Source organism: Falsiruegeria sp. JB4-1 (assembly GCF_055693495.1).
Genome location: NZ_JBVFTZ010000001.1, coordinates 2,535,615 through 2,548,976 on the forward strand (window position 1 = coordinate 2,535,615; position 13,362 = coordinate 2,548,976).

At 55.6% G+C, this 13,362-nt stretch carries 10 protein-coding genes and 2 pseudogenes; 7 read left to right on the top strand and 5 right to left on the bottom strand.

The genetic code is table 11. The features are described from left to right. Positions 1-105 precede the first annotated feature (105 nt). A pseudogene (gene lpdA / locus ACZ1HE_RS12925) lies at positions 106-1,501 on the bottom strand (dihydrolipoyl dehydrogenase). Between the two features lie 178 nt (positions 1,502-1,679). Here lpdA and ACZ1HE_RS12930 point away from each other — a divergent pair. Further along, positions 1,680-2,150 (top strand): hypothetical protein, encoded by a 471-nt coding sequence (locus ACZ1HE_RS12930; protein ID WP_472621374.1) that lies wholly within the window; start codon positions 1,680-1,682, stop codon positions 2,148-2,150. Here the strand turns inward: ACZ1HE_RS12930 and ACZ1HE_RS12935 are convergent. The 4 genes and pseudogenes from ACZ1HE_RS12935 to ACZ1HE_RS12950 form a co-directional block, all read right to left on the bottom strand. Then, positions 2,147-2,725, bottom strand: a complete 579-nt coding sequence (locus ACZ1HE_RS12935; protein WP_472621376.1) for a DUF924 family protein — start codon at positions 2,723-2,725, stop codon at positions 2,147-2,149. The two genes, ACZ1HE_RS12930 and ACZ1HE_RS12935, sit on opposite strands and share 4 nt — an antisense overlap. A 116-nt stretch (positions 2,726-2,841) precedes the next feature. After that, positions 2,842-4,105 (bottom strand): annotated as a pseudogene (locus ACZ1HE_RS12940) (MFS transporter). A gap of 107 nt (positions 4,106-4,212) precedes the next feature. Next, positions 4,213-5,262, bottom strand: coding sequence for a tRNA preQ1(34) S-adenosylmethionine ribosyltransferase-isomerase QueA (gene queA, locus ACZ1HE_RS12945; protein ID WP_472621378.1), 1,050 nt, complete (start codon positions 5,260-5,262; stop codon positions 4,213-4,215). Positions 5,263-5,302: 40 nt separating this feature from the next. Further along, complete coding sequence (locus ACZ1HE_RS12950; protein ID WP_472621380.1) at positions 5,303-8,722, bottom strand: YhdP family protein; 3,420 nt, start codon at positions 8,720-8,722, stop codon at positions 5,303-5,305. A gap of 45 nt (positions 8,723-8,767) precedes the next feature. Here ACZ1HE_RS12950 and ACZ1HE_RS12955 point away from each other — a divergent pair, with 45 nt between their 5' ends. The 6 genes from ACZ1HE_RS12955 to ACZ1HE_RS12980 all read left to right on the top strand — a co-directional run bounded on the left by ACZ1HE_RS12955 (position 8,768) and on the right by ACZ1HE_RS12980 (position 13,359). Further along, entirely contained in the window at positions 8,768-9,229 is a 462-nt protein-coding gene (locus ACZ1HE_RS12955; protein ID WP_472621382.1) for a peroxiredoxin, read from the top strand. A 134-nt stretch (positions 9,230-9,363) separates the two neighbouring features. Then, complete coding sequence (locus ACZ1HE_RS12960) at positions 9,364-9,930, top strand: hemerythrin domain-containing protein (RefSeq protein ID WP_472621384.1); 567 nt, start codon at positions 9,364-9,366, stop codon at positions 9,928-9,930. Between the two features lie 432 nt (positions 9,931-10,362). Then, positions 10,363-11,226, top strand: a complete 864-nt coding sequence (locus ACZ1HE_RS12965; RefSeq protein ID WP_472621386.1) for a ferritin-like domain-containing protein — start codon at positions 10,363-10,365, stop codon at positions 11,224-11,226. 292 nt (positions 11,227-11,518) lie between these two features. Next, on the top strand, positions 11,519-12,736 hold the full coding sequence (locus tag ACZ1HE_RS12970; protein ID WP_472621388.1) for a M23 family metallopeptidase: 1,218 nt from the start codon (positions 11,519-11,521) through the stop codon (positions 12,734-12,736). Next, complete coding sequence (locus ACZ1HE_RS12975; RefSeq protein ID WP_472621390.1) at positions 12,645-12,848, top strand: M23 family metallopeptidase; 204 nt, start codon at positions 12,645-12,647, stop codon at positions 12,846-12,848. The genes ACZ1HE_RS12970 and ACZ1HE_RS12975 overlap by 92 nt, the downstream gene beginning before the upstream one ends. Then, a complete protein-coding gene (locus ACZ1HE_RS12980) occupies positions 12,838-13,359 on the top strand; it encodes a bactofilin family protein (RefSeq protein WP_472621392.1) in 522 nt (173 codons plus the stop codon). The genes ACZ1HE_RS12975 and ACZ1HE_RS12980 overlap by 11 nt, the downstream gene beginning before the upstream one ends. The last annotated feature ends 3 nt before the right edge of the window (positions 13,360-13,362 follow it).

The window sequence follows — 13,362 nt, forward strand, 5'->3', positions numbered from 1 at the left end:
GGGTCCAGAACCCTAGGCGGCCTGTCTTCTGTGTAGCCCCAAAACCAAACACCCCGTCGTGAAGTGACGGGGTGTTTGAATTTTCCAGCGATTACTCTGTGCAATCTACATGTGTATGACGCGGTCGTAGGCGTCCAATACACTTTCGTGCATCATCTCACTCAGGGTCGGATGCGGGAAGACCGTATTCATCAGATCTTCTTCGGTTGTCTCCAATTGCCGTCCGACGACATACCCCTGGATCATCTCGGTCACTTCGGCGCCAACCATATGGGCGCCCAAAAGCTCACCTGTTTTGGCATCGAAGATGGTTTTGATCATCCCCTCGGGCTCTCCTAGTGCGATCGCCTTACCGTTGCCGATGAAAGGAAAGCGGCCGACCTTGATGTCATAGCCGAGCTCTTTTGCTTTGGCTTCGGTATAGCCGACCGACGCAACCTGTGGGTGGCAATAAGTGCAGCCTGCAATGCTTTCTGGCTTGACTGGATGCGCATGTTTGCCCGCGATCAGGTCTGCGACCATCACACCTTCATGGCTGGCTTTGTGTGCCAACCAGGGTGCGCTTAGCGATGTCGCCGATGGCATAGAGCCCATCGACACCAGTGCGACAGAATTCGTCTGTTACAACATGGGTGCGGTCGATCTTGACACCCAAAGCCTCAAGCCCCAGACCCTCGACATTGCCGACGATACCCACGGCGGAGATCACCGTGTCAAAGTCTTGTTTCTCGATTTTTCCACCCACTTCGATATGTGCAGTGACCTTTCCCTTGCCCCGGTCGAGCTGCTTGACCATGGCTTTTTCCATGATCTTCATGCCCTGCTTGGTAAAGGCTTTCTTGGCGAATGCGCTGATTTCTGCGTCTTCGACCGGCAACACACGATCCATCACCTCGACCACAGTCGTGGCGGCACCCAACGTGTTATAGAAGCTGGCAAATTCAATGCCGATGGCACCTGAGCCGATCACCAGAAGCTTCTTGGGCATGCGCACCGGATCAAGGGCGTGCTTGTAGGTCCAGACAAGATCGCCGTCCGCTTCAAGCCCCGGCAATTCACGGGCACGGGCACCGGTGGCCAGGATGATGTTCTTGGCGGTCAGTTCTTCGACGCCTTTGTCGGTTTTGACCGATACCTTACCCTTGGCTGCAATCGTCGCCTCGCCCATAACCACGGTGACCTTGTTCTTTTTCAACAAGTGACCGATGCCACCCGACAGCTGCCCGGCCACACCGCGCGAGCGCTTTACGACAGCATTCAGATCATAGCCAATATTTTCAGCCTTGAGGCCAAAGTCCTTTGCGCGCTCCATCAGGTGGAAGACCTCGGACGAGCGCAAGAGCGCTTTGGTCGGGATACAGCCCCAGTTCAGACAGATGCCGCCTAGGTGCTCGCGCTCGACCACGGCCACATTCAGGCCCAGTTGGGCGCCCCGAATGGCCGCGACGTAACCGCCAGGCCCGGCACCAATAACAATCAGATCAAAGGATTTCGCAGCCATGGTCACTCCTCACCGCAGGCGTTGTCAGAAATTAGTTTACCGTTAAACTATTTTTTCAGACACATCAATCCCCGCTCCCTGCGACATGTGTGACGCAAGGGAAGATGAGCGGGGATGTGCTTAAATCAACCTATACCCCTTTACTTCAAAACGCTAGAAATGGAGTGGAGCCGCCCAAATGGGCATTTGCTCGACGTCTTCGATTTCAAACACTGGATACGATATGGCCAAGACCCTCAAGGACCTCGCCCTTGCCCTGCTGAACGCGACCCTGATCCTGTTGGCTCTGTGTCTTTTCTTGGCATGGAAAGTAGCAACAACCGCCGATGGCCTGATGGCCACGTTTTCCCAAAACCTCGTTACTGTCACACCACTTCGAGACGAAGTAGCGGGTTTGCGAGGCGATCTAGCAGAAATCAAAGGCGATCTGGCTGCACTGACAACACAGAGCGGGTCGTTCAATACCGCGACCTTGAACAGGCTGCAGCAGAAAGTTCAAACTATAGAAACCAATGTACAGGGGTTGCAGACCCGCGTTCGCCAATTGGTCGATACGCCCGAGCTGCTAATTGACCATACAGTGGAAACGGCTGCGGATGCCCTCACCCGCAGCATTTCAGATGTAAAAGGATGCGTACCTGCGGGTTAACCCGCAGCCTGCATCTCGCGCACGGTCTGACCGTAGCCACCAGCCGAGACATATGTAGCCTCTTGTGCTGTCGGCGTCCGATGCAGGGCGTCGTTGCGATACGGGAACCTGCCGAACTGACGGATCACCTCGCGATGTGCCCGGGCGTGCAGCATGTTGCTGTCACCACTCTCTGGCATGCGTTCACACAGCAGACGCACGCAGCGTTCCTGATCACACAGGTTCTCTGAATGCATCATCGGCAGGTAAAAGAACTGCCTTGCCGGTTCGTCGATACGCATGTCCCACCGCTTGTCGACCGCACATTTGGCTGCCGCCAGGGCCGCCTTGTCGGTCTTGAAGGCTCGGGCATCTCCGCGGAACATATTCCTGGGGAACTGATCCGTGAGGATGATGTAAGCCAGAGCACCGCTAGGATAGGTCAGCCACATTGAAAAGCGACCTTCACAGGCGGCCTCCCACGTCGACTGAAACTTTTCGGTGATCTGGGCATCCAGCGCATCGTCTTGTACATACCACCCAGCCGGACCAACCTCGTCCAGCCAGAAACTCAATATATCTTCGGGACCAACCATTGGCCTCACCCCGCTCTTAATTTCCCCCAGGGAATGTAGGTATTAAAATATCTTTTACACAATTGTTACAGTAACATATTGCAACATCAGCGGCCTTTTTTGAAGCAAATCGCGACTTATTGCGCCTCTTGCTCCTCCAATTCGGCCTCGATGGCAACTTCTTGCGCAAATTCGACCGCAACTGGGGTCGAGGTGGGTGTCATTACCGTAAAGGTACCGGTTTCCTCGACCGGAATCGCGGCACGCTGCGTGGTGCGGTACAGTGCGTAAACTGCCATAGCCGCAAGCAGAGCAGCCATGAATGCAAAAAAGCCCGGCGGTCCCATCAAGGCATCCCCCATCAGCCAACCAGTAATCATCGGGCCAGCAATCGCACCCAGACCATTGATGAAGACCAGACCACCTGAAGCCGCCGCCATATCGTCGTGATCCAGATAGTCGTTGGTATAGGCGATGAGCAGCGAATAGAGCGGGTTCGACATGCCCCCGATCAGAAAAGCCGAAACCAGAAGCATCGAGAACTGATCGCCAAACATCATACCCACGACCGCCGCAACGCCTCCGACGGCTGCGACAAGCATGATCAAGACGCGGCGATCCATCCTGTCGCTAATCCACCCCAGAGGATATTGTAGGATCAAAGCGCCAATGTAGAAGGTCGCAATGAACAGAGACAGGTTCGTCAGCGACAGGCCAATCGTGGCGCCGTAGACCGAACTCATACCGAACTGGGCTGAGAAGATGCCGCCCAGCAGAAACATACCGACACAGCCCAGGGGCGAGATCTTCATGATTTCGCGCAGGGTCATCGGCTTGGTGGTATCGAAGGCCGAGCGTAGGCGAAATAGACAGCAAAATCGGGCCAAAAGAAATGGAAACCAGGATCGAGGCAATGATAAACGCCTCGTACCCACCGGGATCGCCCACCTGGATCAAACCCTGAGCCGAGATGATACCGATCATTTGCACGATCATATAAAGCGAAAGCGCTTTACCCCGGTTCGAGTTGTCAGCGGCATTGTTCAACCAGCTTTCAGCTGTCACATACACGCCCGAGAAACAGAAACCGATGATCACGCGGCCTAGAATCCAGACCCACATGTTGGGCAGCGCCGGATAAAGGATCATGACGGCCGAGATGAACGAGGCCAACGCAGCAAAAACCCGCACATGGCCGACGCGCCGGATCAACTGAGGTGCCATGCGTGAGCCACCTAGAAAGCCAAGGAAATAGGCCGACATCACGATCGACATCTCGAAGGTCGAAAACCCTTCGATTTCCCCCCGCACACCAAGCAGCGTACCTTGTAGCCCGTTGCCCACGAGCAGCAGGCAAATACCCAAAAGCAGCGCCCATGCGCTGGAAAGAACCTGAAGCATCGGGCGTCCTCGCTCGTATCCGACTGAATTGGCTCTGATGTGTCATGAGACACCAGCCACAGCGTGCTTGTCTACGACATTTACCGAGTCGGGTTTGGCATTTTCGCCTAAGCCGGGATCAAAAGCGACGCGTCCCCATAAGAAAAGAAGCGATATCCAGACTTAACCGCATGATCATAAACATGCGCCATCCGGTCCTGCCCCATCAACGCCGATACCAACATCAGAAGGGTTGATTTCGGCAGGTGAAAATTAGTCATCAACGCATCGGTCACTTGGAACTTGAACCCTGGATAGATGAAGATATCCGTGTCGCCATCCCAGGGTTTCAACGTGCCGGTCTGCGCCGCGCTTTCGATCAGGCGCAGTGCGGTGGTTCCCACGGGGATCACACGCCCGCCTGCAGCTTTGGTGGCGTTGATCTCGTCAACGGCGCGTTCACTGACCCGCCCCCATTCCGCGTGCATTTTGTGGGTGATCACATCCTCGACCTTGACCGGCAGGAAGGTACCTGCCCCCACATGCAAAGTGACATAAGTGATCTCCACGCCCATTGCGCGGATTTGTTCCAACAATCCGTCGTCGAAATGCAACGAAGCCGTTGGGGCCGCCACAGCGCCCGAGTTCCTGGCCCAGACCGTTTGATAATCTGTCTTGTCCTGCTCGTCCGCGGGACGTTTGGCGGCAATATAAGGCGGCAATGGCATCGCACCAGCCTGGGCAAGCGCCGCGTCAAAATCATCCCCAGACAGGTTGAACTTCAATCTTCCCTGCCCGTCCTCGACAGCAACCAATTCGGCAGACAACTCGTTTGAAAAGATGATCTCTTCGCCGGGCTTCACTTTCTTGAGTGGCTTGATCAGCGCCGACCAGTTGCCATCGGCAGTGGGATCCAGCAGCGTGACCTCGATTTTGGCAGACACCGGCCCTTGGGCGCTTTCACGGTGTCGGCGTCCGCTGAGCCGCGCAGGGATAACGCGGGTGTCATTCAAGACCAACCGGTCGCCAGGCCGCAGCCATTGCGTCAGGTCACGCACTACTGCATCGGCGATGGCATCTCCCTGCGCCACCAGAAGCCGGGCTGCAGTCCGCGGGGTGGCCGGGCGTGTCGCGATCAGCTCGTCCGGCAGATCAAAATCAAAGTCACTCAGTTTCATGGCCGCGCTATACGTCGGTATTTGATCGTTGACCACACCTTCAGCGATCTCCGGCAGTGCTGTCCAGAATTGGATCTTGGGCAGGTTCCGGCCCCTCTCCCGGAACCCGAGGTTGCGTGGGTGCCGGTTCGCGCAGGAAATCCCGCAGAAAGCCCGGGGCCAAACCCGACAAAGGATTGACCCAAACCTGTGGCGAGGTCAGCTGTCCTGTCAGGGTGTAGTTGAAGCCGACCAGACCCTCGCCGCGGCGCGTCGACAACACACTACCAATCACGTTTAGAAGGTAGACCGGGGAAATCACACCGCGCAGGTTAAGTGTTCGGCGCTCGGTATCCACTGTGCCGTCAACTGACAGCCCCATCGAGGGCCCGACTGCACTGCCTTCGTAAACCGTGACCTTGTCGGGATCCAATCGAAAACGGCCGTCAATCGAAGCGAACTGAATGCCCGCTCCTGCCATTTCGTCCAGCAGCCCAACCACACTGATGGCATTCAGCAAAGCGGCCATTGCCGGGGCATCCTGCACCCGAGTGTCTCTCACCCGTAAGGTGCCGTCGTAGCTGCCGGTTGCTCCAACCGGCGTTAGTGACAATTGAAAGTCCCCGCCGCGCGCCTGGTTGAGCAGTTGAGCGGAGCGAAACACCCCGCCTGCATCATCAGCCTGAATAAAGAACCCACTTCGACCATTTTGTGGAAGCACCTGCCCATTGACCGAAGTTTGGCCGTTTATGCGCCCGGTAAAATTCCCGCTCAGACCCGCGCCAGACGTCAACTTCCCCGAAAACCCGGTCAATGCAATGCTGTCTGTAATCTGCAACCGGCCCAATGCCACGGAAATGGCCTGTCCCCCTGCTGCACCAGTCGAAGACCCGGACTGCGTATCGCTGTTTCCAGAGAACGTCGCCCCACGCATGTCCAGTGTGCCGCTGCGAATGTTCAAGTCTGGTGCTCGAGTCCCACGCCCTGTCATGTCCAATTGCACGTTCATCCAGTTTCCAACACGCAAATTGTCGAAACGCGCGCTTTCCATTGTCCCGGCCTCATTGAAAGACATGTTTCCGGACGCGTCCAAACCAGGCGCTTTTATGGAAAAACGTTCAACCACTTCTTGGTCGCCCAGGCGGGCTTCGAACGTCAACTCACCTGACGCTGCAGCGGACTTGGTCCATCCTATCTCGGGAACACTTAACCCAACGCCTACAAGGTCAGATCTTCCGGTCAGCCTCGGGGGCTGCCCTTTTTCCAACTCCAACAGATATTGCGCCTCGCCAAGACCGCTGACAACACGTGCAGCATAGTTTGAGTTGAACTGATCCATCAATCGATCTGAAAGTTCGATGGTCCCGCTAACCTGACTTTTTGGCGGTGGGTTCTGAACGCCGATCGGCTGCGTCCAAGTTGCAGTCATCGGAACCTCTCCCAGAAAGCCCTGCCCCGACAATGAAATCTGCGACTGATCGCCAACAGCCATCAGAATCGGAGCACGCAGTTCCTGCCCCGGGACCAGTACATCGCTTGCGACGTCCTCGATTTCTGCTGTCAGGTGAAATGCCATGTCTTCAAGTTTAGCTTTGTCTTTCAGCGGCAAGGACAGGGTGCCGCGCATCGTTACCTGCCCTTTAGCCAGATCCACAGGGAGGTTGGCCTTGGACATAAGGTTGAGCGGTGGCCGCTCAAGCAGGGACAATACGGACGTGACGCTTCCGGTTCCCACGATGCGCGCAATACCTGGAGCTGCCTTTTTGATCGAGATATCTGGAATGATGAATGACGTGCCCGAAGCGTCAATCTGATCCCCGTGATCGGTAATGACACGCCCTTCGTGTGCCAAAACTGAAAAACGCTGCCCCAACAGGCTGGCTTGACCCCGAGCCCCTACAACCGGTGGCAGTGTCTTGGCAAACTTGATCGTCGCATTATCAAAATCAAAGTCGGCGTACAGGTCAGGACGCTTGCCCGGTTCCAAACGCAAAGCAAAGTCGCCGCCAGTGAGTTCACCTTCGGTCAGGTTCATTCGAACCCATTTGCGCGGCTTGGGGGCTACGGCTTCGGGCCAGTACTTCATCAGTTCATCTGGCGAGATCCGGTCAAGTTGCCCATCCAACGCGACACGCCACCCGTCAGGATCTGCCACCAGACTTCCATTTGCGCGCAATAGTTTGTTGTCATCTGCAACGGTCAACTGCCCGACCTGAACATGCAATGGGTCAAGCTCAAGCTTGAGGTCAACATGTGCACTCTCAAGCGAAACCGGCTCGGGCATTAGCTGGGCCGGATTAAGTGTCACTTCGGTAAATCTCAACTGCCCGACAAGGCTTTCCAACACGCCGGTTTCCACCCCATTGAGAAAGGCCTGTCCTTCGACTGCCACATTGCCCCAGGAGCTGTTGACAGAAAACTCGTTGAAATCAAGAATCTGACGTTTCGGGTCATAGGTGAAATATGTTCGCGCGCCAGTGAACCGAACCGGCCGGGTTTCTGGGTTTGGCTGTACGACCCCAGCCCCGATCTGAAGCGTCGCTGAAACCTGACTGGGCGTGCCTTGAGCGTCAATCCCGCCCCGGACCGCTCCGGAAATCGGGGCGTCCAGAACGTTCAACCAGGACATCGCCGCGTTCTGCAGAGCAATATCCTCAGAGGGTATATCACTGACGGAGATGCCGAATTTCGCCTCGGGCGATCCTAATGTGCTGGTATAGTTCGCCTCGACCGAGCTTGCATAGTCCCGCCCTGATAGAAGCGAAAACCCAGTAGCGATCCGCATGTCCTGACCGTCCCGTGTCAGTTGCAAGTGACCGCCATCCAGGGTCCAGACCCGCCTCCGACCAAGATCTTCAAGGCTGAGCGTCACACCTTCCAGTTCGATCGACGTCAGAGCTGACAATTGCTGCGTCAGAAACACCTGATCAGCAGTTTCTATCATTTGAGCCAAATTTCGTGCACGCCCAACTGGTGCTGCCCCTTGTCCCAGCGATAGTGAAAGAAGTCCCTCGGCGTCACGTTGAACCGTGACAAATGCACCGTTCAAGAATATTCGCTTGGGTTTAATCTGCCCCGACAGCAAAGGTCGCATGGCCAGACTGGCCTCGGCATTGGCAAGGCGTGCAATCATCTGTCCATCACTGCTACGTAGCGAAACATCCTGCAGGCTGACGCGTGGGCGCCATCCTTTATGGACAATGAAATTGACTTCGCCGAACTCCAACTGCAAGCCGTTCAGGCCCCGCTCGAGGCGCGTTGCGACTCGCTCTCTCAGCCAATCGGGAGCACTGACGGACTGGCCGATGACCATCACCGCTGAAACCGCCGCCAGCAAAATCAGGATCAAAAGTCCGCGAAAAGTCCATCGACCCACGGCCCTAGGACCACGGAACGATTTGCGGGTCTCAGGTTTTCCGTCTTTTTCCGGTTCCGAGGCCGGGGATTTTTGTTCTGCGCCTTCCAACTTCTTCTTCGACACCTATTATCCGGACCAACACCAACCGAACCCTACCGGAGTCGCCTGATGCCCGAAGTTTCCGATGCTGCCCCCGATTTCAACCTGCCTCGCGATGGAGGCGGATCAGTCAGCCTGTCTGACTTGCGCGGACAGCTTGTTGTTCTGTTCTTTTATCCCCGCGATGATACGCCGGGCTGCACCAAGGAATCCATCGGCTTTTCCGAACAGTTGCAAGCCTTTGCCGATGCGGGTGCCCAAGTCTTTGGTATCTCTAAGGACAGTATTGCCAAGCACGACAAATTTGTCGCCAAACATGCCCTGACGACGCCGCTTTTGTCTGATGAAGCCGGATCAATGTGTGAAGATTATGGCGTGTGGAAAGAAAAGAACATGTACGGCAAGAAACACTGGGGGATCGAGCGGTCCACCTTTATCCTTGATCGTGAAGGCAAGATCGCGCAAGTCTGGCGAAAGGTCAAAGTGCCCGGTCATGTCGACGAGGTACTTGCCACAGTCAAAGAGCTTTGAATACACAGGCGCGCCTCAATTGGCGGGCGCGCCAAACTTTGAGGTCTGTGTGGCCGGGCACATAAGATGTGCACGGATGTCACTTGGTTCGTGAACTCTCTTTCACCAGATGTTGTGGCGAAAGGAGTAAGACCATGCTCGACACATTCAACATTCGAACACAGGACATGCCGAGTGAGACGCGTTTCTTGCTCGATCAATACCCCAGAGAAACTTGGGGCACGCATCCCGGATTCAAGGAAAAAACCCGTCATTGGCTGGGCGCTCACCAGATGTTTCGGCGTCTGGCAGAGGTGCTGCGATCCGACGCAGAGGCATTTCTGAACAAGGATACCTCGGACGAGGAATATGCCAGTCGGTTATCGTACTATGGCAACGCGTTGGTTGGAAATCTGCATGGGCACCATGGCTGGGAAGACCATAGCTATTTCCCAGAGTTGTCCGAAGCCGACCCGCGTTTCAATGCTGGTTTGGAGGTTCTGGAGAAGGATCACGCCGATCTGGATACTGTTCTGGACAGCTACACTAAAACAGCCAATCGTGTGATCAAACTGATGCAGCTTGATCCGGGTCAAGTTCGTGATGAAGTCGGTATTCTGCACACGACATCCGAAACCATCGAAGCCTTTTTGAAACGCCATCTGAGCGACGAAGAAGAACTTGCAGTGCCGATTATCTTGCACCACCGTTTGCGTGGATAACACCGTGAGGCAAGGCACTTAGCTGCATTTGAAACGGCACCACACAGAAACAAATGACCGATGTGGTGCCGTTGAATCCTACCGTTTGCAGTTTGAGGGAGAGAGGGCGCGCCTCTTGTAGGTATGTTGTTTTAGCCTAAAGGCTTGGCTTGAAGACGCGTCACTGGACGCAACCAATTCAAAAAAACTGGCAACGCATGACAAAATTATCCATTGCTCATGACTTTTTCTCATCCATCTCGCAAAGCCGGAACAACCCCGGTTTTTTTGGCTTACCGCTTGCGCCCTAACAGCTGAGCAGCAATAAAGCCGGTCAACCGTCCTAGACGAGGTCTTCGAGACCCAATTGAATTGACCATTGCCTTCGCAGTCGGAACATAAGGAAACGGCTCTAAGCAATTGAACCTATTGAGCTTTAGGAACATCAACCTCATGAGTGATCCAATTCTAAGCGACACTGGCGCGACTCTTGACAAGTCACTGACCGAAATGGCCGTCGATGTTCTTTCAACGTCGGACGGGCGCCTGAAAACTCAAAAATCACGCGCTTATGCCAACCTTTGGAAATCTGCCCGGGCCCAGGGAAAGCCAATTGAAATCGGAACCTGCGCACCCCCAGACCACCCTGCACGTCCGCAAAAGCCAGAGTTGCTTAGCCCTCGCGATGTGCCGAAACGAAAACCTGGATCGCCGACCGGGCGCATAGCACTGTTGCACGCGGTCGCCCATATCGAACTCAACGCTGTGGACCTGCATTGGGACATCATCGCCCGCTACTCCCATATCCAGATGCCAATGGGGTTCTATGACGATTGGGTTCAAGCGGCAGAAGAAGAATCGAAACACTTCAACCTGATCTGCGATTGCCTGGAAGACATGGGCAGTCACTATGGCGCCCTGCCCGCCCACGCCGGAATGTGGCGCGCTGCGACGGACACGGCACAGGACTTCCAGGGACGGCTTGCCATTGTCCCGATGGTGCTTGAAGCCCGAGGCCTGGATGTAACGCCTGGAATGATAGAGATATTCAAAAAAGCCGGTGAAAGCGCAGCAGTTGAAAGCCTTGAAACGATATACCGCGAAGAGGTCAGCCACGTTGCATACGGGTCTAAGTGGTTCAATTTCATCTGCGGCCGTGAAAACAGCGATCCAAAGGAGGTGTTTCACACCCTTGTACGTCAATACTTCAAGGGTGGGCTGAAGCCGCCGTTCAACGAGGAAAAACGCGCAGATGCGGGTTTACCTCCGGACTTTTACTGGCCTTTGGCCGAAGAATACCCGCCACACGTTCGCTGAGCAGTTGCTCTGAAGTCAGCTGTCCCAAAGGTTTGCCCAACTACGCCTGGACGCTGATCAATCCCAGGCAGATCAGCAGGGCAACCACACACTTTCGTGGCAACTGACTGAACTACAGGGGAAAAACCCAATCAATCGGCAACAATCCGCTCATGTTAGGCGCGAAACCCCGTCAGAATCGCTGACGGATTCAACAAACTTGCTCAAACGGCTCGGTCTGGCTATTCAAACGGCCCAAGGCCGATGAACACTCATTCAAAGGCTGACGGAGGGGTAATACAAGGAAAGACGCGTGCGAACACGTCTGGCAATCAAGATACACGCGTTCCTGGAAAGGGTTTTTCCCGAACGCCGACTGTTTCTTAAATCTGATACCGACACTCGGTTCATCCGGTTGCGTCCGGAAACTCAACTCGTTGCGTATGCTGGTGTGACCTTGGTCGTTGCATGGACAATCATCACAACGGCGATTTTGTTGATGGACAGCATCGGATCAGGCAATTTCCGGGAGCAGGCAAAGCGAGATCAGGCCACTTATCAGGACAGATTGAACGCACTTTCATCGGAACGCGATGCAAGAGCCGAAGAGGCCTTGGCCGCGCAGGAACGGTTCAACGCTGCTTTGGCACAGATATCGGTTATGCAGTCCGAACTTCTGGAATCCGAAACCCGCCGCCGCGAATTGGAAACCGGGATCGACGTAATCCAGACAACGCTGCGACACACAATGAAGGATCGCGAAGCCGCGCGAGACACCCTGGCACAGTTACAGCAGCAAAATCAGGATGAAACTGCGGTGCACAATGTCGCCGCCGCTGCGCCAGTTCAGATGACCTTTATGGCGGATGCGCTGGAACGCACGGCGCAGCAACGCGATCAGGTCATCACGGATGCGCAAGACGCTCTGGATCAGCGTGATGAACTGGAGTTGGAAATCCGCCTGATGCGGGAACAGAACGATCAGATTTTCCGACAGCTGGAAGAGGCGATGACCGTTTCGGTTGAGCCGTTGGACAAGATGTTCCGAAGCGCAGGCATGCCCACGGACCGCATCATCGAACAGGTGCGGCGTGGATATAGCGGTCAGGGCGGTCCGCTCACCCCTTTATCCCTGAGCACGCGCGGTAAAGAACCCTCGGCCGACGAGGCCCGCGCGAACCGTCTGTTACAGCAGATGGAGCAGTTGAATTTTTATCGCATCGCCGCTGAGAAAGCGCCATTTGCCAGCCCGGTTCGCTCTGCTGTCCGCTATACCAGCGGCTTTGGTTATCGCCGCGATCCAAAGACCGGCGGACGTCGCATGCATAATGGTTCGGATTTTGCTGGCCCCCACGGCACCGACATCTTTGCAACCGCCGACGGCGTTGTGACGCATGCGAGCTGGCAATCCGGGTTCGGACGCTTGGTCAAAATCCAGCATGCCTTTGGAATCGAGACACTTTACGCTCACAATACACGGATCTCGCGTCAAGAAAGGCCAAAGGGTCTCGCGCGGGGATCATATTGCTGATATGGGTAGCACCGGACGGTCGACTGGCACCCATCTCCATTATGAGGTACGCGTGAACGGAAGACCCGTAAACCCCATGATCTACATCAAGGCTGCAAGAAATGTTTTCTAAGAGCAAAATCAACGAGCCGGGCACCAAGGCCCCAGAAGCTGCTGCTAAACCGGCGGCCCCGACCTCTGCACCGGCAGCGCCTGCCCAAAGCGATTTCAAAGCCAGCGCCCCCAAAGCCAAGCCACCCGCATCCGTACTGTCGTCGGACCTGCACATCACTGGCAACATGAAGACCACTGGTGACATCCAGGTCGAGGGCACCGTCGAAGGCGATATCCGAGCGCATCTGCTGACTATTGGCGAAAGCGCCACGATAAAAGGTGAAGTGACCGCCGATGACGTTGTGATCAACGGTCGCATCGTGGGTCGCGTACGTGGCTTGAAGGTGCGCCTGACATCGACTGCACGCGTCGAAGGCGACATCATCCACAAAACCATCGCGATCGAAAGCGGTGCCCATTTTGAGGGGTCCGTGCAGCGTCAGGACGATCCGTTGAACCCGGGCCGCTCGACCAAACCTGCTGCCAACCCGGCTGCAGCCCCGGCCGCGGCCCCGAACGAAGGCAAGTAATCT